Consider the following 20,197-nt stretch of genomic DNA (forward strand, 5'->3'; position numbering starts at 1 on the left):
TGGGTCGTCGATCAGCTGCCGGATGCCGCGCGGTCGATGAACAGGCTGCCTTTGGTGACGATCTGCTCGCCGGGATTCAGATTGCTGGTGACCTCGACGAGGTTGCCGTTGATGAGGCCGGTCTTGATCTGACGCAGCTCGACAGATTTGTCGTCCCGCGCGACCCAGATGCGGACCTTGTCGGCTTCATAGATCAAAGCCTGTTTCGGCACCGCCGGCGCGGCACGGTCGCCGGCCGAATAGATCGTGACGTTGGCGAACATCTCCGGCTTGAGCAGGCCTTCCTTGTTGTCGATGGTGGCCCGGACCAGCAGGCGGCGGGTGCTGGGATCGATCGCAGCGGCGACATAGTTGATCCTGGCGGTCAGCGGCCGGCCGGGCAGCGCCATCACGTTGACGCTGATGTCCTGGCCAATGCAGATCGCTGCCGCATCGCTCTCGCGCACGAACGCGGTGAGCCAGACCGTGGAGAGGTCGCCGATCACGAAGACCGGATCGCTGGCGCCGGAGCTGACATACTGGCCGGGGCCAATCTTGCGCTGCACGACGGTGCCCGAGATCGGCGAGTAGATCGTGATCTCCGGATTGATGACGCCCTTCTCCTGAAACGCAGAGATGGTCTCGTCGGTGAAGCCGAGGATGCGCAGCTTGTTGCGCGCGGCTTCAAGGGCCGTTCCCGAGGAGCGCATGTCGTTTCGCGCCTGGACCTGGGTCGCCTCCGCCTGCTGATAATCCTTCAGCGGAATGGCATGGCCCTCATAGAGGTCCTTGGCGCGCTTGAACTGGATGTCGGAAAGCTCGAGCGCCGACCTCGCCTTGTTCTGCGACGTCATCGCCGCGATGAAATCGTTCTGGGCCTGCACCGTGTCGGCGGCTTCGATGGTGAACAGCGGTTGGCCTTGCTTCAACATCTCGCCCGGCTTGGCGAGCAGCTTGGTGACCCGCCCCGCATAGGGCGAGAACACCGGCGTCGAGCGGTCTTCGTCGACCGCGACCTTGCCTTCGGTGACATATTCGGCCCGGAAGCTCTTGGCCTTGACCGGCTCGATCGTCAGCGTCGCCCATTCCGACGGCGTCGGCGTGAAGGTCTGCGCATTCTTCCGCGACTGGCTCGAAATCTCGGAATGCTTCTTCGGCTTCGCTCCCGAATATGGGAAGCCGTAGGCAGCGGCACCGGCAACAGCCAGTAAAACTACGGAAGCGATCATCCGTCGTTTTGTAAACACCTGCAATCGCTTGGTATTTTCAACCACCATTGAGCCCGGTCGTTTCTGCGACGATCTCGGCAAATGACTGCCTCATCGGTCGCGCTAATAGTGCCGAATTCTGATTTCAAACAACCTAAAAAACGCAGGACACCTCGCCGTTCGCGCTAAAAGTTTTCGACTTGTCAGCTTCATGTCAGCTTCGCGACGGCCACTGTGGCGGATGACTGCCGAGCGGCATCGCCGGACGGCTCCATTGCGCCGGCGTCGTCGACAGCAGCGCCGAATGGCGCACCGCCTTCAACATACCGAAGCCAGATGACATGCGTTCGATGAACGCAGCATGTACGGCCTCGCTCGTAAGATCCGGGGTGTTCAGCCCGCCGTCGAACCGACCGAGATTCCACAACCACCGCCCCGTCTGCGCCAGCGATACGCGCACGTGCCAGCTGCCGCCTTCGCGGGCCTGACGCGCCTTGGCCATCATGGCGCCGAACGCCATCAGATAGCCCGTGGCGTGATCGAGCATCTGCGCCGGCAATTCCTTGGGACCGTCGATGCCGGCAGCCTGTCCTTCGGCATGGTTGAAGCCCGTGGTGGTCTGCACCAGCGAGTCGAAGCCGCGCCGCTCCGCCCAGGGGCCGGCATGGCCATAAGCCGACAGGGTGACATAGACGATGCCTGGATTGATTTTCGCGGCGTCCTCGGGCGCGAAGCCGAGAGCCGCAAGTGCGCGCGGGCGATAGCCTTGCGAGAAGATGTCGGCGTCCTGCAATAACGCACGTAGCTGCGCCCTGCCCGCCTCGCTCTTCAGCTCGATGAAGGTCGTACGCTTGCCGCGGCCAGTGTCGATGGTGAGCCAGTCAATCGCGGGCAGCTCGGGGCCTGATACCAGCAGCACGTCTGCGCCGTGCGCGGCGAGCGTTCGGCCCGCGACGGGACCAGCGATGACGCGTGAGAGATCGAGCACGCGAAGGCCTGCGAGCGGGCGGTCGTTGTTCGATGATCTTCGCCGCCACGGTTTTGGCGCGGCCTCGCCGATCTTCTCGATCGAGATCAGCGGCAATTGCGCGAGCGCATGCTCTTGCGGCAACGCGCACCATTCGTCGTAGTTGCGCATCAAGGCAACGACGCCGCCCGTGGCGTAAGCCGCAGTCTCGAAATCCTCGCCCTTCCATCGCGTCAGCGCCGCCTGCACCTTCTCGCGCTCCGGCTCGCAGCCGAGCACCTTGCAGACGGCGTCGCGATGATGCGCAAAGTTGGTGTGGCAGCGCACGAAGCGGCCATCGCCCGTCCTGTAGACGCCGGCGATGGCATCCCAGGCCGGCGGCGGCGGCTTGTCGTCGAGGCGGAGGTATCGCTCCGAACGGCATTCGGCGACAGCGTGGCGGATGTCGACGGAGACGTCCTGCACCTCGCCGCTGCGCACTCGCCAGATTTCGGCGGCAGCGAGGCCTGCGGCCGCGATCGTGGTCTGCCCGGCGACCGCGACGCGAAACGAGGACGGGATCTGCGGCTCCTCGCCCGTCAGCCGCACGCGGTCGAGTGCAGCCGGATCCCCGGCGACGGAGGTCCAGATGTCCTTGAGAATGTCCGCCGGGCTTTGCATGACCGCTTCTCTCCCGCTCGGATGCGCATGGTACTCCGAAAACCACTGCAGACTCTTCCGGATCATGCTCTAATTTTCACCTTCCCACGATCACAGAAAGGATTGCAATGGCCGCCATCGATCCCCTCACCGCGGGCGCCGTTTTCATCGCAACAGCGGCCACCGACGCGGTCTATGTCATGTTCACCTCGGCCGTGATTGCGCGCAAGCGCATCCCGGCGGCGAACTGGAGCGCGGTCTGGTACATGCTGTCCTCCTATGCGGTGATCAGCTACACCGACAATCCCTTCTATGTCGCTTTCGCGGCGATCGGCTCCTGGGCCGGCGCCTACGTCTCACTGACCTACCTGCACCGCCCGCCCGGCGGCCCGCCGGTAGGGGCGGCACCGGAGTGAGGATTGCGTGCCTCTCTCTCGACGTCATTGCGAGGAGCCCTTGCGACGAAGCAATCCAGACTGCTTCCGCGGATGCATCTCTGGATTGCTTCGCGGAGCCTGTCATCGGGCCGCGCTTCGCGCGGACCCGTTGGCTCGCAATGACGACGCGGAGGCTTCTGCGCGTCGCCTGAAACAGCTAAACTTCCTGCGCTCAACAACAAGGAAAACCAGACAATGGATCTCGGTCTCAGAGGAAAGAATTCCATCGTGCTCGGCGGCACGCGCGGCATCGGGCGGGCGATCGCGGCGACGCTGGCCGGCGAAGGCGCCAATGTCGCGGTGTGCGCGCGCAACGCCGATCAGGTTGCGGCGACCGTGGCTGAATTGAAGGCGAGCGGTGTCAACGCCACCGGCGGCACGGTCGACGTCACCGATGGCGCGGCGCTTAAAAGCTGGATCGAAGGCGCGGCAAAGGAGCTCGGCGGCCTCGACCTGTTGTTCTCCAATGCCGGCGCGATGGCGCAGGGCGGCGACCCTGCATCGTGGGAGCAGAATTTTCGGCTCGACGTGCTCGGCGCGGTGCATGCGTTCGAGGCTGCCCGGCCGTTCCTCGAAGCAAGCGGCGCCAGAAGCGGCGACGCCGCCTTCGTGATCATCTCGTCGATCTCGGCAGCGCAGGCGGACACCGCCAGCTCCTACGGTCCGATCAAGGCTGCGCTGATTCACATGGCCAAGGGGCTTGCGCGGCAATATGCGAAGAAGAAAATCCGCGTCAACGTGGTCTCGCCCGGTACCGTCTATTTCAAGGGCGGCGTCTGGGAGATGATCGAGAAGAACATGCCGGATCGTTACAAGGACGCGATGAGCCGCAACCCGACCGGCCGCATGGCGACGCCGCAGGAAATCGCAAGCGCGGCCGTGTTCCTGGCGAGCCCGGTGTCGGGATTCACGACCGGGTCCAATCTCGTCGTGGATGGCGCGATCTCGAACCGGGTGAATTTTTGAGGGAACTGGCTTGCCGAGCTCTCTCCTCCGTCATGGCGGGCTTGTCCCGGCCATCCACGCGCTGCTGAGCTCGCTGAAGGACGTGGATGCCCGGGTCAAGCCCGGGCATGACGACCGAGAATGAGGCGCGCCGTCGTTGCAAACAAATTCACTGCGGCGCTCCGCTACTCACTCAATGAAAATCCCGCGACGGCGGCAGGATGCGGACGTTGCGGGGATGACGGACTTTCTGCGCCGGCATGTCCGCGAGGGCGCGGGGGTCTTCGTTGAGCGGCTCGACCACCGTGGCGCCGGCGGGCACCGGATGCTTGCGGCTTAAGGCATCGCCCGCGAGGCCGACCAAATCATGCGAGCGGTCGATCATGCGCTGGGCGATCAGATGCGTCACTTTTTCGGGGCTGCTCTGGATGTAGCCTTCGACCAGGATGAGGCGCGCGCCCATCACTTCTTTCCGGTACTGCTCCATGATCTTGGGCCAGACCACGACATTGGCGATGCCGGTCTCGTCCTCCAGCGTCATGAACACCACGCCGCTGGCGCTGCCGGGTCGCTGCCGCACCAGGACCACACCGGCGCAGCGGACGCGGCGCCGCTCGTTCTCATGGCTGATATCCTTGCAGGCGACGACGCGCTCGCGCGAGAACATCTCGCGCAAGAACTCCATCGGATGTCCCTTCAGCGACAGGCGGATAGTCTGGTAGTCGGCGACGACCTGCTCGGCGCGCGGCATCACCGGCAATGGTTTGGCGCCTTCGTCCGGCTGCTCGCGCGCGGTCGCCGCCTCGAACAGCGGCAGCGGCACGTCGTCGGGCAGCCGACGCACTTGCCACAGTGCCTCGCGGCGGTCGAGCCCGAGCGAGCGGAACGCGTCGGCATCCGCCAGCAGGATCAGTGCGCGTTTGGGCAGGCCGGTGTCGCGGGCGAAATCTTCAAGCGAAGTGAAGGGACGGCGGTTGCGGGCGGCGACGATGCGGTCGGCCCAGTCCTGAACTTTCTCTACATCGTCATTCCGGGGCGCGCGAAGCGCGAACCCGGAATCCATCGAGCCACATACGCCTGACGGAATGGATTCCGGGCTCGCGCCAAGTGGCGCGCCTACATTGCGCAATTGCGCAATGGAGAATGACGATTGAGAGCGCTTCAGCCTCTCCTCATCTTCATCGAGCCAGTGAAAACCGTCGATCTGTCGAAAACCAAGTCGCACGGCACAGTATTCCTTGTCCGTATTTTCCAGCGTGTTTTGCGCAAAGCTATGGGACACGTCGATATCGCGCACCTCAACGCCGTTCTTGCGGGCATCGCCGACGATCTGCGCGGGTGCGTAAAAGCCCATCGGTTGCGAGTTCAGCAGACCGCAGCAGAAGGCGTCGGGGTGATAATGCTTCAACCATGAGGAGATGTAGACGAGCTGCGCAAAGCTCGCGGCATGGCTCTCCGGAAAACCGTAGGAGCCAAAGCCCTTGATCTGGTCAAAGCAGCTTCTGGCGAAATTGGCATCGTAGCCGCGCGCGACCATGTTGCCGATCAGCTTCTCCTCGTACTGACCGATGGTGCCGACATTGCGGAAAGTCGCCATCGAGCGGCGCAGGCCGTTGGCCTCCTCGGAAGTGAAGTGCGCGGCTTCAATCGCGATCCGCATCGCCTGCTCCTGGAACAGAGGCACGCCCAACGTCTTGTGCAGCACATTGTAAAGCTCGTCCTTGTCGCCGTGGTCCGGCGACGGCGAGGGATAGCTCACTTTTTCCAGCCCGTTCCGCCGCCGCAAATACGGATGCACCATGTCGCCCTGGATCGGACCCGGGCGTACGATCGCGACTTCGATGACGAGATCATAGAACGTCCTCGGCTTCAGGCGCGGCAGCATGTTCATCTGGGCGCGGCTCTCGACCTGAAACACCCCGAGGGATTCTCCCTGACACAGCATGTCGTAAACTCTGGGATCGTCTTGCGGGACGCTCGCAAGCACCAAACGCTCACCTTTGTGCTGATCGATCAGATCGAAACACTTCCTGATGCAGGTCAGCATGCCCAGCGCGAGCACGTCGACCTTCATCATATTCAGCGCATCGACGTCATCCTTGTCCCATTCGATGAAGGTGCGGTCGTCCATCGCGGCGTTGCCGATCGGCACATAGGTGTCGAGCCGGTCCTGCGTCAGCACATAGCCGCCGACATGCTGGGAGAGATGGCGCGGGAATTCGATCAGCTCGGTTGCAAGCTCGACCGCGAGATTGATCATGGGATTTTTGGGATCGAGCCCGGCCTGCCTGACCTGCATATCGTTGAGGCCCTTGCCCCAGCTGCCCCAGACGGTGTCGGCGAGCGCGGCGGTGACGTCCTCGGTCAGGCCCAGCGCCTTGCCGACGTCGCGGATGGCGCTGCGCGGACGGTAATGGATGACGGTGGCGATGATCGCGGCGCGATGGCGGCCATAGCGGCGATAGACATATTGCATCACCTCCTCGCGCCGCGAATGCTCGAAATCGACATCGATGTCGGGCGGCTCCAGCCGCTCCTTGGAGATGAAGCGCTCGAACAGCAGATCGACCTTGGTCGGATCGACCGAGGTGACGCCGAGCACGTAGCACACGGCCGAGTTCGCCGCCGATCCCCGCCCCTGGCACAGGATGTTCTGGCTGCGCGCGTATTGAACGATGTCGTGTACGGTGAGGAAGTAATGCGCGTATTTCAGCTCGGCGATCAGCGCGAGCTCCTTCTTCAGCGTCGCGCGCAGCTTGGCGTCGATGTTGCCGATGCCGCCGAAATATTTGTCGACACCTGCCCAGGTCAGATCCTCCAGATGCCCTTGCGCGGTCTTGCCCGGCGGCACCGGCTCGTCCGGATATTGGTATTTGAGCTGATCGAGCGAGAAATCGATCTTGTCCGCAAAGCGCATGGTCTCCGCGACTGCCTCGGGGAAATCGCGGAACAGCCGGGTCATTTCCTGCGGCGTCTTCAGAAAGCGCTCCGCATTGGCTTCGAGCTTCCGCCCGATGGCCTCGATCGTGGTCTTTTCCCGGATGCAGGTCAGCACGTCCTGGAGAGGACGGCGCGCGGGATGGTGATAGAGCACCTCGTTGGTCGCAAGCAGCGGGACCTTTGCCTGCATCGCGAGATCATCGAGTCGCGCCAGACGGCGCCGGTCGTCGCCGCGATAGACCAGGCTCGCCGCCAGCCACACGCCCGCCGCGCGGCTGCCCCTGAGCTTTGCGAGAACATCCAGCGCTTGGGCGGGGTCGAAGCGATGCGGCAGCGTCAGGACCAGGAGCTGTCCTTCCGCAAATTCCAGCAGATCGGCAAAGGTGAGACGGCACTCGCCTTTCTCGATCCGCGTGATGTCGTCCTCTCGCTTGCCCTTGGTGAGGAGCTGACACAGCCGGCCATAGGCCGCACGGTCGCGCGGATAGACCAGGATATCGGGCGTGCCGTCGATGAAGACGATACGCGCGCCGATCAGGAGTTTCGGCTTGTGCAGCACCTTGTCATTGTCGAGCTCCTTGTAGGCGCGCACCACGCCGGCGAGCGTGTTGTGATCGGCGATACCGATCACGGGAATGCCGAGGATGCTGGCCTGATGAACATAAGCGCGCGGATCCGAACCGCCGCGCAGGAAGGAGAAATTGGTGGTGATGCCGATCTCGGCATAGGCGGGCGTGGTCATGCGAAGAGTCCGTGCACGTACCAGTTCGGCGGAGCAGGCTTGCCGTCGGCGTCGAACACCTCGCCCTCGTAGAGACCGTCCCGAAATATCCAGAAGCGCAGGCCCTCGGCATCCTCGATGCGGAAATAATCCCGCGTCAGCTGCTTGCCGTCCTGCCGCCACCATTCCATGGCGATGCGCTCCGGTCCTTCCACCCGCACCACCGCATGTTTTGCACGGCGCCAGGTGAATTGATGAGGCGGACCGTCGGGCACGGTCGCAAACGGCACCGTGACCGGTTCCGGCTTGTCGAACAGCCGCAACGGGCGCAGCGGCGGCTCGCTTTCGGCCCGCGCCGGCCATTCTGCCTGCATGGCAGCGGCGAGATGATGCTGCGCCGGCGCGGCCAGCACCGCGCATTCGGGAATATGGGTATCCTCAGGCAGGTGCACGACGACGCGTTTTCCCCCGATGCGCGCGGCGATGCGGTCGATCAACGCGGCAAGCTCGTCATTGTCGTGGACATGAGCGTCGAGATCGCGTTGCTCCTGCACCACGATCTCGGTGCGGCTCGCCGACAGCCGCACCATGTCGAAGCCGAAACCGGGATCGAGGGGATCGGCGAGCGCATCCAACCGTTCGCGGAACAGGCGGTCGATCACCGCGCTTTTCGTCACCGGCCGCCCGGTCTCGACCATGATCGTACGCACCACACCGTCGGTGCGGAAGAACGCGGCCTCCAGGCGCCGCGCGCCCTTGCCCTGCCTCTCCATCGACGTAACAAGCGTGTCGGCCAGCCGCGACAGCGTCATCGCGATCATGGTGTCGGTCGCAATCGGCTCGGCGAAGCGCTTCTCGACGATATAATCGGGCAGCGGTTTACGCGGATTGATCGGCGCATCGCCCTGCCCCAGCGCATGCGCGAGCAACGTGGCGAAGCGCGCGCCGAACCGCGCCGTGATCTCGTGGGCGCTACGCGAGGCGACATCGCCGATGGTCTTCAGGCCGGCGCGGCGCAGGCCGGTGGTGACGGCCTCGCCTGCGCCGAGCGCGGAGATCGGAAGTCGGCTGATCGCCTCCGCCTCCTCGCCATCGGCCACGATGGTGCCCGTGGCCTGCCGCGTCAGCGTGCGCGCACAGACCGAGGTGCCGGCGATCGCCGCGCTGACGACAAAACCCTGCCGGGCCAAGGCACGGACCAGCGTTCGCAACAACGCGGCCTCGCCGCCGAACAGATGCGCGCAGCCTGTGATGTCCAGAAACAGCCCATGTGGCGGATCGAGCGCCACCAGCGGCGTGAAGCGGTCGCACCAATCGGCGATGTCGCTGAGCGTCTTCGCGTCGGCGACGGTGTCGGCGTCGAACACACGCAGATCCGGGCACATCGCCCGCGCATTGGCCAGCGGCTGGCCGATGTAGAGGCCGAGGCGTTCGGCGGCCTCGTCCAGCGCATGGATCACCAGTGCATTGTTGTCCTTGATGACGACGATGCTGGGCGCATGATTGGTTTTACCCAGCCCGGCGCTGCCAAGGAACCGCTGTATCCGGTCGATGGGCAGGCGCGGCAGCCACAGGCTGAGAATACGTCGACGGTTCACTGAACTGGCACTCATCACAATTCCATTCCATGATCCACCGGCCGCAGGGGCCATGACGATTGCGCAAAAGTTCGGCATCGAAGCGCGGTGCACCCCAGGCACTCCAAGCCGCAGGCATTGAGGCCGCCCCCGGCGGCGAATGCGCCGCGCGCAGCATCCATCGGGTCTCCGCGGTTGACGGCAGCGGCTGCGCGGCCATGCGCAGCAAGAGCCCGGTGACGCCGGAAGATTGCGCGGTGAGCGTCAGCTTGCGGCTCGCCACCAGATCGAACTGCCTGGTCTCGCCCCAGAGCTCGAGCACGACGGCGCCGAGCGCATCGCAGGCGAGCGCGTCGGCCGAGGTGCGCAGCGCACTCTCGACATCGGCGGCACGCACCATCACCACGCGGCGCGGATCGAGGCCAAGCTCGGCCAGCCCGCTCATCGACAGCGCGCCGGTTTCGATTTCAGAAAAATCCTGCCGCACCCACAGCAGCGGTTTGCGGGCCGTCACGCGGCCTGCAAGCCCGCTGACGAACCCCGTTGCAGCGGCGCCCTGACGCCCCTCGCAAAACACCTCATGGACCGCCGCACGCGCGAGCCCGCCCTTCAGCACGCGGTCGGCCTCACCATGGCCGAGCGCGACGCGATCATACTGATGCACGACCTCCGCCGTCTCGATGCGCTCGATCTGGCCGCGCAAGGTCGCAAGCGCGCTCATACGTGCGCCGCTCATGCTCGCCGCTCCTCAGGAATTTGATGCCGTGATCTCCAAAAGAAGAACCTACGGCTGGCTCATTTGTTCATGATATGTTCTAATATAAAGCTAACGGCGCGCAGAGAGTCAATCGAATTGCCGCGCTTTTGGATTCGTGAGTTGAATCAAAGGGATTCCGATATGGACGTACAACGCAAGCTGGAAATCCTGGCAGACGCCGCCAAGTACGACGCGTCCTGTGCCTCCAGCGGCACCGAGAAGCGGGATTCCAGCGACGGCAAGGGCATGGGCTCGACCGCGCCCGGCATGGGCATCTGCCATTCCTACGCGCCGGACGGACGCTGCATCTCGCTGCTCAAGGTGCTGCTGACCAATGCCTGCAACTACGACTGCCTCTATTGCGTCAACCGCGCCTCCTCCAACGTTCCGCGCGCCCGCTTCACCGTCGATGAATTGGTCAAGCTCACGCTCGACTTCTACCGGCGCAACTACATCGAGGGCCTGTTCCTCTCCTCCGGCATCATCCGCAGCCCTGATTACACGATGGAGCAAGTGGTCAGCGTCGCGCGAAAGCTGCGCGAGGAGCATCACTTCCGCGGCTACATTCATTTGAAGACCATTCCGGAGGCCGACGATGCGCTGATCGCGGAGGCCGGCAAATATGCCGACCGTCTCTCCATCAACATCGAGATGCCCGAGGAGACGAGCCTGCAGCAATTCGCGCCGGAGAAGGACGTGCGCGCGATCCGCCGCACCATGGGCCGGCTGCGGCTGAAGCTCGACGAGGCCGAGGAAGACCGCAACGCGAAAACGAAAGCAAAGCCGCAGCGCTTCGCGCCCGCCGGACAAAGCACGCAGATGATCGTCGGTGCCGACGCAGCCTCCGATCAGACCATTCTCCACACCAGCGCCAATCTCTACGGCGCCTACCGGCTGCGGCGTGTCTATTACTCCGCGTTCAGCCCGATCCCCGATGCGAGCCGCGCTTTGCCTCTGGTCCAACCGCCCTTGCTGCGCGAGCATCGGCTCTACCAGGCCGACTGGCTGATGCGGTTCTACGGCTTCGACGTTGCGGAGATCGTCGACGACAGCGCGATGCTGCCGCTCGACATCGATCCGAAGCTCGCCTGGGCCTTGCGCCACCGCGACCGCTTCCCGCTCGACGTCAACCGCGCCAGCCGCGAGGAATTGCTGCGCGTGCCGGGCTTCGGCACCAAGACCGTCGAACGCATCATCGCAACGCGGCGCACGACCACGATCCGTCTCGCCGATCTCGCGCGGCTGCATGTCCCCCGGAACAAGGCGATGCCGTTCATCGTCCTCAGCGATCATCGGCCGACGCCGCATCGGCTCGATGCTGTCGGGCTGATCGAACGGTTCAAGCCGAAGGCAACACAATTGGGGTTTGGCTTCTGATGCAGTACATCACCCTGGACACCGAAACCGATTTCGACGGCTGGCGCAAAGCTGCGCGCACGCTCGTGCTGCATCATGTCGAGCCGCGCGACGTCACCTGGGCCGTGCAGGGCGGCGAAGCGGATTTGTTCGCACCGCCCTCGTCCTCTCCGATACTCGAAGTGAATGATGGCACCTTCAGCGTCCCGGCAAAATTCGTCGAGCTCGCCAAGGCCGCGATCCTGCATCGCGACGGCGAGCGCTTTGCGATCCTCTATCGCCTGCTGTTCCGGTTGAAGGACAATCACGATCTCATCGATGTCGCGATCGACCCCGACGTCGCGCAGGTCACGGCCATGGCGAAGGCGGTTCATCGCGACGAGCACAAGATGCATGCCTTCGTGCGCTTTCGCGAAATCGGCAGGGAACGCCAGGCGCATTACGTCGCCTGGTTCGAGCCGGAGCATCATATCGTCGAACTCGCCGCGCCGTTCTTCGCCAAGCGCTTCGCCGACATGCCCTGGTCGATCCTGACGCCGGACCTCTGCGCGCATTGGGACGGCCACGGGCTCTCGTTCACGCCGGGCGTCAGCAAGAGCGAGGCGCCCAGCGAAGACCGGCTGGAGGAAACCTGGCGGCGCTATTACGCCAGCATCTTCAATCCGGCCCGGCTCAAGGTGAAGGCGATGCAGGCCGAGATGCCGAAGAAATACTGGAGGAACCTGCCCGAGGCCTCGATCATTAAGCCTCTGATCGAGGACGCCGAGCGCATGACCGGCGCCATGATCGCCAATGCCGCAACCGATCCGCACAAGCCTCAAAAGCGGCCGGAGGCTCCGATGATACGCAAGACTGCCAGCAACGACCTCGAAGCCCTCCGCGAGGAAGCCGCGCATTGCCGCGCTTGTCACCTCTACAAGGACGCGACCCAGACCGTGTTCGGCGAGGGCCCGAGATCCGCCAACATCATGCTGGTCGGCGAGCAGCCCGGCGACAAGGAGGACCTCGCCGGCCATCCCTTCGTCGGCCCTGCCGGCCAGATGCTGGACCGCGCATTGGAGGAAGCCGGCGTCGACCGCAAGAAGGTCTATGTCACCAACGCCGTCAAACACTTCAAATTCGTGCCGCGCGGAAAGATCCGCCTGCACCAGAAGCCGAACACGCCGGAGATCCGGGCGTGCCGCCAATGGTATGAACGGGAAGTTTCGGCAATCCAGCCCGATCTCATCGTCGCGATGGGGGCCACTGCCGCGCAAAGCGTGTTCGGAAAGATCACGCCCATCGGCAAGACCCGCGGCCGGCTCATCGACCTACCCGACGGACGCAAGGCTTTGGTGACGGTGCACCCGTCCTATCTACTGCGGCTACCCGATCCGGAGGCCAAGGTACTGGAATATCGGCGTTTCGTCGAAGACTTGAAGATCGCGGCCAGCTTGCAAAAGAAGGCTGCACGGGCGGCCTGAACACCGGCAGGAACACCCCTTCACGCCCTGGTTGTCATCCGGCCTTCAAATCCATCACGGACAATACCCTTAATTGAAAGTTAAGGGGCGTCCTGACATGACAGATGTTGCATTCGACCGTGCGGTAGGCGATCCGACGCCGGTTCAGCCGGCTTCCCGGCCCAATCTCGACAAGGGCTTCAATCCGCTGACGATGATCCTGTTCTTCGGCATCCTCGCCGCGGGCCTGCTGTTCGTCGCCTACAGCATCTATGCCGATATCAATGCGACCGGCGTGCGGGTGACGACCTACCTGCCCTACATCCTGCTGTTCGTTGCGCTGCTGATTGCGCTCGGCTTCGAGTTCGTCAACGGCTTCCACGACACCGCAAACGCGGTGGCGACCGTGATCTACACCCATTCGCTGCCGGCCGAATTCGCGGTGATGTGGTCTGGCTTCTTCAATTTCCTCGGCGTGCTCTTGTCCTCCGGCGCGGTCGCCTTCGGCATCGTCTCGCTGTTGCCGGTCGAGCTGATCCTCCAGGTCGGCTCCAGCGCCGGTTTCGCCATGGTGTTCGCGCTGCTGATCGCCGCGATCCTGTGGAATCTCGGCACCTGGTTCTTCGGCCTGCCCGCCTCCTCCTCGCACACGCTGATCGGCTCGATCATCGGCGTCGGCGTCGCCAACGCCGTCATGCGCGGCCGCGACGGCACCTCGGGCGTGGACTGGACCAAGGCGACCGAGATCGGCTACGCGCTGCTGCTGTCGCCGCTGTTCGGCTTCCTGTGCCGCCACGCTGTTGCTGCTGCTCAAGTTCATCGTGCGCAACCCGGCGCTCTATGCAGCGCCCGAAGGCAACACGCCGCCGCCGCTCTGGATCCGCGGCCTGCTGATCGCGACCTGCACCGGCGTCAGCTTCGCGCACGGCTCCAATGACGGCCAGAAGGGCATGGGCCTGATCATGCTGATCCTGATCGGCACCGTGCCGACGGCCTACGCGCTCAACCGCGCGCTGCCGGAATCCCAAGTGGCACAATTCCAGAAGACCTCGGAGGCCGCCTCCAAGGTGATCTCGGCCAAGGGCGCCGGCCACAGCATCATCGGCGATCCCCGTCCCGCCGTGACGCAATACATCACGGTGCGTCACATCAGCGAGGGCACCTATCCCTCGCTCGCGGTGCTGGTGAAGGACGTCGGCGATCAGGTCGCCAGATATGGCACGTTGAACAAGGTGCCGGCGGAAGCCGTCGGCAACACCCGCAACGACATGTACATGACGTCGGAAGCGATCCGTTTCCTGATGAAGGACAAGGAGAACGATCTCAACAAGGAGGAGATCGCGACCCTGAACGCCTACAAGGGCTCGCTCGACGCCGCCACGAAGTTCATCCCGACCTGGGTGAAGATCGCGGTCGCCATCGCGCTCGGCCTCGGCACCATGGTTGGCTGGAAGCGCATCGTCATCACCGTCGGCGAGAAGATCGGCAAGAGCCACCTCACTTACGCGCAAGGCGCCTCGGCCGAGCTCGTCGCCGCCGGCACGATCGGCGCCGCCGACGTGTTCGGCCTGCCGGTCTCGACCACCCACGTGCTGTCGTCCGGCGTCGCCGGCACCATGGCTGCGAACGGCTCAGGCCTGCAATGGGCGACGATCCGCAACCTGCTGATGGCCTGGGTGCTGACGCTGCCCTGCGCAATCATGCTGTCGGCCACGCTCTACGTGATCTTCTCGCGGATCTTCTAAAGCGTCTGCCCCAGAGACGAAGGGCCCGTGCGATGCACGGGCCCTTTTCTTTTGTGCTTCGGCTTCGGTCCTACGACGCCGCGAGCTGCTCCTCGACCAGCTTGACCCAGTACGACGTGCCAAACACGATCGCCTCGTCATCGAAATTATAGGCGGGGTGATGCAGGCCGGCGCTGTCGCCATTGCCGCAGAAGATGAAGGCGCCGGGGCGCGCTTCCAGCATGTAGGCGAAATCTTCGCCGCCCATCAGCGGCGACATCTCGTGCACATTGCTCTCGCCCGCGACTTGCATCGCAATGCGCCGCGCCACCTCGGTCTCGGCGGCGTGGTTGTTCACCACGGGATAATTGCGCTTGTAGCGCAGATCGATCTTGGCGCCCGTGATCTGCGCCACACCTGCGACCACCTCATGCACGCGCTTCTCGACCAGCTTGCGCACCTCCGGCGACAGCGTGCGGATGGTGCCCCTCAGCGTTGCCGTCTGCGGAATGACGTTGCGGGCGTTGCCGGCGTGGAATTCGCAGATCGAGATCACCGCCGATTCCAGCGGATCGACGCTGCGCGCGACGATCGATTGCAAGGCGGTGATCACCTGTGCGCCGACCAGCACGGAATCGATGCATTTGTGCGGACGCGCGGCATGGCCGCCGAGGCCCTCGATTATGATGTCGACCTCGTCGGTCGCCGCCATGATCGGACCCGGCCGGATCGCGAACGAGCCGACCGGGATGCCCGGGCCATTGTGCATGCCGTAGACCTGCTCGATGCCGAAGCGCTCCATCAGGCCGTCGTTGACCATCGCCGCGCCGCCGGCGCCGCCCTCTTCAGCGGGCTGGAAGATCACCACGGCATCGCCGGCGAAGTTGCGGGTCTCGGCGAGATAGCGCGCCGCCCCCAGCAGCATCGCGGTATGGCCGTCATGTCCGCAGGCATGCATCTTGCCGGGATTTTTGGACGCGTAAGGCAGGTTGGTCTGCTCCTCGACCGGCAGCGCGTCCATGTCGGCGCGCATGCCGATCACCTTGAGTCCTTCGCCGGCCGGCTTGCTGCCCTTGATCACACCGACCACGCCGGTCTGGCCCAGACCGGTGACGACCTCATCGCATCCGAACTCGCGCAGCCGGTCCGCAACGAATGCTGCGGTGCGATGAACATCGTACAGCAACTCCGGATGCTGATGGATGTCCCGGCGCCAGGCCTGAATATCGGGTTGGAGGTCGGCGACGCGGTTCACGATGGGCATGGAAGATCTCGAGCTTCGTTGGAATGCAGGACTGTCTACCATGCAAGCGCCGGTCCACCCAACGGCTGGGGATCGGGACCTAGCCCTGACGCGCAGGCATGGCCGGGCTTGTCCCGATCAGCTGCGTCTGCCTAATAGGATGGAACGTTGAGTGACCATCCGGGTGGAAGCAGAATGCCAAGGCGGCTCGAAGGTGAATTTGACTACATTGTCGTCGGGGCCGGTACGGCGGGCTGCATCGTCGCGAATCGGCTGTCGGCCGATCGCAACAACCGCGTCCTCGTCCTCGAAGCCGGCGGCGACGACAATTGGATCTGGTTCCACATTCCCGTCGGCTATCTCTTCGCGATCGGCAATCCGCGCTCCGACTGGATGTTCAAGACCGAGCCCGAGCCGGGCCTGAACGGCCGCGCGCTCGCCTATCCCCGCGGCAAGGTGATTGGCGGCTGCTCGGCGATCAACGCCATGATCTCGATGCGCGGACAGGCTGCCGATTACGATCACTGGCGCCAGCTCGGCATGACCGGCTGGGGTTATGACGACGTGCTGCCGCTGTTCAAGCGGCTCGAAGACCACTTCCTCGGCGCCAGCGAGCATCACGGCACTGGGGGCGGCTGGCGCATCGAAGCGCCGCGGCTGTCCTGGGCCATTCTCGACGCCATCGGCGACGCCGCCGAGGAGATGGGCATCAAGCGCATCCCGGATTTCAACACCGGCGACAACGAGGGTACCAGCTATTTCCACGTCAACCAGAAGCGCGGCCGGCGCTGGTCGTCGGCACGCGGCTTCCTCAAGCCGGCACTGAACCGTCCCAATCTGCGGCTCGAGAAGCACGTGCTGGTCGACCGCCTGATCATCGAGCAGGGACGCGCAATCGGCGTGCGCTTCATCCAGAACGGTGAGATCATCGAGGCGCGCGCAAAGCGCGAAGTCATCCTCTCGGCCGGCTCGATCGGCTCGGTGCAGGTGCTGCATCGCTCCGGCATCGGCCCGGCCGACTGGCTGTCGCCGCTCGGCATCGATATCGTGATGGACAAGCCCGGTGTGGGCCGCAATCTCCAGGACCATCTCCAGCAGCGCGCGATCTATAAGGTCGAGGGCGTACGCACGCTGAACGAGACCTATTACAACCTGTTCCGCCGCGGCCTGATGGGCGTCGACTATGCCTTTCGCCGCCGCGGTCCTCTCACTATGGCGCCGTCACAGCTCGGCATCTTCACGCGCTCGGATGCGACACGCGCACGGGCCAACATCCAGTTCCACGTGCAGCCGCTGTCGCTCGACAAGTTCGGCGATCCCCTGCACCGCTTCCCCGCCATCACCGTGAGCGCCTGCAATCTGCAGCCGACCTCGCGCGGCACCGTGCGGCTGCGCTCGGCAACGCCGGACGAGAAGCCGATCATTGCGCCGAACTACCTGTCGACCGACGACGACCGCCAGGTCGGCGCCGACGCCATCCGCACCACGCGACGCCTGATGCAGCAGAAGGCGCTGGCAAAATACCGCCCCGTCGAATATCTCCCCGGCCCCACAGTCGGCGACGACGATGCTTCTCTCGCGAAGGCCGCGGGCGACATCGGCACCACCATCTTCCATCCCGTCGGCACGGCGAAGATGGGCGCGGCCAACGATCCGATGGCGGTGGTGGACGAGCGGTTGCGCTTCTACGGCCTCGACGGCCTGCGCATCGTCGACGCCTCGATCATGCCCACCATCACCTCGGGCAATACGAACACACCGACGGCGATGATCGCGGAGAAGGGCAGCACGATGATTTTGGAGGATGCGAAGTAGCATCCCACCTCACATGATCATCCAGCGCTTTTCAATCGGCCCCGCCGACGCAGAGATCGCCATGTTGCAATGGGGCGAGAGTGGCAGGCCGCCTGCCCTGCTCGTACATGGCACCGGCTTCGTCGCCGACGTATGGGACGAGGTCGCGCGCGAGCTCGCATCGACCTACACCGTCTATGCCCTCGACCGCCGCGGTCATGGCGCAAGTCACAAGCCCGGCGCCTATCATTTCCTTGATTACGCCGACGACGTCTGCCGGGTGGTCGATGCGCTCGATCTTCGCGACATCTACGGCATCGGCCATAGCGCGGGCGCGACCGACCTGCTGCTTGCAGCAAAGATGCTGCCCGGATGCTTCACGCGCCTGTTCGTAATGGAGCCGACGGCCATGGATCCTGGCGCGGCGCGCTCCGGCGGATTGAGCGAGGCATCACTCGCCCGCGTGCAGGGCACGCTGCGCCGGCGAGCCGAATTCGACAGCGCCGACGCCGCGTTCGCGCGCTACCGCGCCGCGCCAGCGTTTGCAGATTGGACGGAGACGTCGCTACGCGCGTACGTACGGCACGGCTTCGCGCTGCTCGACACTGGCCGCGTACGGCTCTGCTGCGCGCCCGAGATCGAAGCCGCAATCCTGCGTCCCATCTACGAAGTGATGGAGCAGGTTTACGTTGGCGATGCCCGCGGCAATCCGTTTGCCACGCTCGCCGAGATCGAATGCCCGGTGCGCGTCACGACAGCGGCGAAGTCGGACCCGATCTACAAGGAGATGGCGCGACGCGCGGTCTCGCTGATTCCGGGCGTGACCACGCTGGTTTTCGAGAATGCCGGCCACTGTGTCGCGCAGGAAGCGCCGTCGGCCGTGGTGGAAGCCGTACGTGAGTTCGCCAGGTAAGGCCGCGGACGAGGCAGCCTAAGCAATCGGCTTCAGGCCGACCGCCGCACCGCGTTGTCCACCAGCGTCTTGCCGAGCGACCAGATCGCGCCGGGGACCTTATGGCTGCCGGCGATGACGTCGTCGAACGCCTTCTCGATCCAGCTGCAGTCTTCCTCGGTGATCGTGAGCGGCGGCAGCAGCTTGATGGTGTGGCTGCCGTGACCGGCGACCTGCGTGAGTATCTTGTGGTCCTTGAACAGCGGCACAGTGATGAGCTGGCAGAACAGGCCCTTGTTGGCGGTTTCCAGCACGTTCCAGGAGGCACGCAGCCGCAGCGATTTCGGCGGGCCGAACTCGACGCCGATCATCAGGCCCTTGCCGCGCACTTCCTTCATCAGCTCGTAGCCGGGCACCATCCGCGTCAGCGCGAGGCGCAACTCGGCGCCGCGCTTGGCGGCGGACTCGATCAGCTTCTCGGATTCCATGACGTCGAGCGTGGCGATGCCCGCGGCCATGGCGAGGTCGTTCTTGGAGAAGGTGGAGCCGTGCACCACCGCACGGTCCATCTGGTTGAAGATCTTGTCGAAGATGGCCTTGCGCGTCAGCACCGCGCCGACCGGCACGTGGCCACCCGACAGCGACTTCGACAGCAGCACCATGTCGGGCTCGACGTTCCAGTGCTCGACGGCGAGGAAGCGGCCTGTGCGGCCCATGCCGGTCTGGATCTCGTCGGCCACGAACAGCGTACCGTATTTCTTGCAGAGCGCGGCCGCGCCGGGCAGGAACTCGTCGGTGGGCATGTTGACACCCTTGCCCTGGATCGGCTCGACGACGAAGGCCGCGACCTCGCGCGAGGCCAGCGCCTTTTCGAGCGCGGCCAGATCGTTGAACGGGATCGCCGTGCAGCCCGGCAGCAGCGGCTCGAAACCGGTGCGGAAATTCGAATCACCCGTCAGCGACAGCGCGCCATAGGTCAGGCCGTGATAGCCGTGGGCGCAATAGACGATGCCCGGACGCCCGGTCGCCCCGCGCGCGAATTTGATCGCGGCCTCGACGCATTCCGCCCCGGAATTGGCGAAGAACGCCTTGTCGAGATAGGGAACGTATTTCAGGAGGCGCTCAGCCAGCACACCGGCGAGCACCGAGACGTCGAACTGGACGAGGTTGGGCAGGTCGGCATCGAGCACGCTCTTGAGCGCCTCGCGCATGACTGGATGATTGCGCCCGATCGCGAACACGCCGAATCCGGACAACAGGTCGAGGTAGCGCGCGCCCTCGCGGTCGTAGAGATACTGCCCCTGCCCCTTCTGGAAGCCGACATCGTAGCCGATGGTCTTGAGAACCCGAACGAACTGCTCATTCAGATATCGGTTATGCAGGGCGCTGCGCTGGGCCTGACGGTCCGCGAACAGCTGAGACATGTCTGGATTTGGACTGTGCATCCGCTACATACTTCGTTTGAGGGCCGTCCCGTCAACTGAAAACGGACCGCTATCGAAAACGCTCTGTGCGGCCTTTTGCCCTTTTTCGGACCATCTTCGCAAGCAGAGCTTTAAACCATGTTGCACTGCCA

Annotated in this window: 13 protein-coding genes and 1 pseudogene; 7 read left to right on the forward strand and 7 right to left on the reverse strand. The window is 64.3% G+C overall.

Annotated elements, in window-relative coordinates; translation table 11 throughout:
* Positions 1-11: 11 nt before the first annotated feature.
* Complete coding sequence (locus SE91_RS20720) at positions 12-1,256, reverse strand: efflux RND transporter periplasmic adaptor subunit (protein ID WP_061848902.1); 1,245 nt, start codon at positions 1,254-1,256, stop codon at positions 12-14.
* A 145-nt stretch (positions 1,257-1,401) separates the two neighbouring features.
* A complete protein-coding gene (locus SE91_RS20725; RefSeq protein WP_061848903.1) occupies positions 1,402-2,814 on the reverse strand; it encodes a CoA transferase in 1,413 nt (470 codons plus the stop codon).
* Between the two features lie 107 nt (positions 2,815-2,921).
* Here SE91_RS20725 and SE91_RS20730 point away from each other — a divergent pair, with 107 nt between their 5' ends.
* Both SE91_RS20730 and SE91_RS20735 read left to right on the forward strand, forming a co-directional pair.
* Positions 2,922-3,209 carry a hypothetical protein gene (locus tag SE91_RS20730; protein ID WP_008553352.1) on the forward strand — a complete coding sequence of 96 codons (288 nt, stop codon included), beginning with the start codon at positions 2,922-2,924 and terminating at the stop codon, positions 3,207-3,209.
* Between the two features lie 216 nt (positions 3,210-3,425).
* Positions 3,426-4,196, forward strand: coding sequence for an SDR family NAD(P)-dependent oxidoreductase (locus SE91_RS20735; protein WP_061848904.1), 771 nt, complete (start codon positions 3,426-3,428; stop codon positions 4,194-4,196).
* A 172-nt stretch (positions 4,197-4,368) separates the two neighbouring features.
* Here SE91_RS20735 and SE91_RS20740 read toward each other — a convergent pair whose 3' ends face one another.
* From SE91_RS20740 to SE91_RS20750, 3 genes are read right to left on the reverse strand one after another with little or no spacing between them, the layout of a single operon-like run.
* Positions 4,369-7,857 carry an error-prone DNA polymerase gene (locus tag SE91_RS20740; protein ID WP_061848905.1) on the reverse strand — a complete coding sequence of 1,163 codons (3,489 nt, stop codon included), beginning with the start codon at positions 7,855-7,857 and terminating at the stop codon, positions 4,369-4,371.
* Positions 7,854-9,449 carry a Y-family DNA polymerase gene (locus SE91_RS20745; RefSeq protein ID WP_061848906.1) on the reverse strand — a complete coding sequence of 532 codons (1,596 nt, stop codon included), beginning with the start codon at positions 9,447-9,449 and terminating at the stop codon, positions 7,854-7,856. Before SE91_RS20745 ends, SE91_RS20740 begins: the two co-directional genes overlap by 4 nt.
* On the reverse strand, positions 9,346-10,149 hold the full coding sequence (locus tag SE91_RS20750) for an ImuA family protein (RefSeq protein ID WP_061848907.1): 804 nt from the start codon (positions 10,147-10,149) through the stop codon (positions 9,346-9,348). Before SE91_RS20750 ends, SE91_RS20745 begins: the two co-directional genes overlap by 104 nt.
* A gap of 162 nt (positions 10,150-10,311) precedes the next feature.
* On the opposite strand from SE91_RS20750, the gene SE91_RS20755 reads away from it, so the two are divergent.
* The 3 genes and pseudogenes from SE91_RS20755 (at position 10,312) to SE91_RS20765 (ending at position 14,713) form a co-directional block, all read left to right on the forward strand.
* Positions 10,312-11,547 carry a putative DNA modification/repair radical SAM protein gene (locus SE91_RS20755; protein ID WP_061848908.1) on the forward strand — a complete coding sequence of 412 codons (1,236 nt, stop codon included), beginning with the start codon at positions 10,312-10,314 and terminating at the stop codon, positions 11,545-11,547.
* Positions 11,547-12,989, forward strand: a complete 1,443-nt coding sequence (locus tag SE91_RS20760) for a UdgX family uracil-DNA binding protein (protein WP_061848909.1) — start codon at positions 11,547-11,549, stop codon at positions 12,987-12,989. Before SE91_RS20755 ends, SE91_RS20760 begins: the two co-directional genes overlap by 1 nt.
* Positions 12,990-13,086: 97 nt before the next feature.
* Positions 13,087-14,713, forward strand: a pseudogene (locus tag SE91_RS20765) (inorganic phosphate transporter).
* 70 nt (positions 14,714-14,783) lie between these two features.
* Here SE91_RS20765 and SE91_RS20770 read toward each other — a convergent pair.
* Positions 14,784-15,956: a M20 aminoacylase family protein gene (locus SE91_RS20770; RefSeq protein WP_061848910.1), complete on the reverse strand. Its 1,173-nt coding sequence runs from the start codon at positions 15,954-15,956 to the stop codon at positions 14,784-14,786.
* Between the two features lie 174 nt (positions 15,957-16,130).
* Between SE91_RS20770 and SE91_RS20775 the strand changes: the two genes are divergently transcribed.
* Together SE91_RS20775 and SE91_RS20780 are read left to right on the forward strand one after the other, a co-directional pair.
* On the forward strand, positions 16,131-17,750 hold the full coding sequence (locus SE91_RS20775) for a GMC family oxidoreductase (protein ID WP_061848911.1): 1,620 nt from the start codon (positions 16,131-16,133) through the stop codon (positions 17,748-17,750).
* 13 nt (positions 17,751-17,763) lie between these two features.
* Positions 17,764-18,642: an alpha/beta fold hydrolase gene (locus SE91_RS20780; protein WP_082813769.1), complete on the forward strand. Its 879-nt coding sequence runs from the start codon at positions 17,764-17,766 to the stop codon at positions 18,640-18,642.
* A 32-nt stretch (positions 18,643-18,674) separates the two neighbouring features.
* On the opposite strand, the gene hpnO is transcribed toward SE91_RS20780, so the two are convergent.
* Positions 18,675-20,066 carry an aminobacteriohopanetriol synthase HpnO gene (gene hpnO / locus SE91_RS20785; RefSeq protein WP_061848913.1) on the reverse strand — a complete coding sequence of 464 codons (1,392 nt, stop codon included), beginning with the start codon at positions 20,064-20,066 and terminating at the stop codon, positions 18,675-18,677.
* Positions 20,067-20,197: the final 131 nt, after the last annotated feature.

The sequence above is a fragment of the Bradyrhizobium sp. DOA1 genome (assembly GCF_001593325.1).
Classification (GTDB): domain Bacteria; phylum Pseudomonadota; class Alphaproteobacteria; order Rhizobiales; family Xanthobacteraceae; genus Bradyrhizobium.

Excerpts from the sequence above, each read along its gene's own strand:
- SE91_RS20720 (WP_061848902.1), bottom strand. The coding sequence starts at position 1,256 with ATGGTGGTTGAAAATACCAAGCGATTGCAGGTGTTTACAAAACGACGG.
- SE91_RS20725 (WP_061848903.1), bottom strand. The coding sequence starts at position 2,814 with ATGCAAAGCCCGGCGGACATTCTCAAGGACATCTGGACCTCCGTCGCC.
- SE91_RS20730 (WP_008553352.1), top strand. The coding sequence starts at position 2,922 with ATGGCCGCCATCGATCCCCTCACCGCGGGCGCCGTTTTCATCGCAACA.
- SE91_RS20735 (WP_061848904.1), top strand. The coding sequence starts at position 3,426 with ATGGATCTCGGTCTCAGAGGAAAGAATTCCATCGTGCTCGGCGGCACG.
- SE91_RS20740 (WP_061848905.1), bottom strand. The coding sequence starts at position 7,857 with ATGACCACGCCCGCCTATGCCGAGATCGGCATCACCACCAATTTCTCC.
- SE91_RS20745 (WP_061848906.1), bottom strand. The coding sequence starts at position 9,449 with ATGAGTGCCAGTTCAGTGAACCGTCGACGTATTCTCAGCCTGTGGCTG.
- SE91_RS20750 (WP_061848907.1), bottom strand. The coding sequence starts at position 10,149 with ATGAGCGGCGCACGTATGAGCGCGCTTGCGACCTTGCGCGGCCAGATC.
- SE91_RS20755 (WP_061848908.1), top strand. The coding sequence starts at position 10,312 with ATGGACGTACAACGCAAGCTGGAAATCCTGGCAGACGCCGCCAAGTAC.
- SE91_RS20760 (WP_061848909.1), top strand. The coding sequence starts at position 11,547 with ATGCAGTACATCACCCTGGACACCGAAACCGATTTCGACGGCTGGCGC.
- SE91_RS20770 (WP_061848910.1), bottom strand. The coding sequence starts at position 15,956 with ATGCCCATCGTGAACCGCGTCGCCGACCTCCAACCCGATATTCAGGCC.
- SE91_RS20775 (WP_061848911.1), top strand. The coding sequence starts at position 16,131 with ATGCCAAGGCGGCTCGAAGGTGAATTTGACTACATTGTCGTCGGGGCC.
- SE91_RS20780 (WP_082813769.1), top strand. The coding sequence starts at position 17,764 with ATGATCATCCAGCGCTTTTCAATCGGCCCCGCCGACGCAGAGATCGCC.
- hpnO (WP_061848913.1), bottom strand. The coding sequence starts at position 20,066 with ATGCACAGTCCAAATCCAGACATGTCTCAGCTGTTCGCGGACCGTCAG.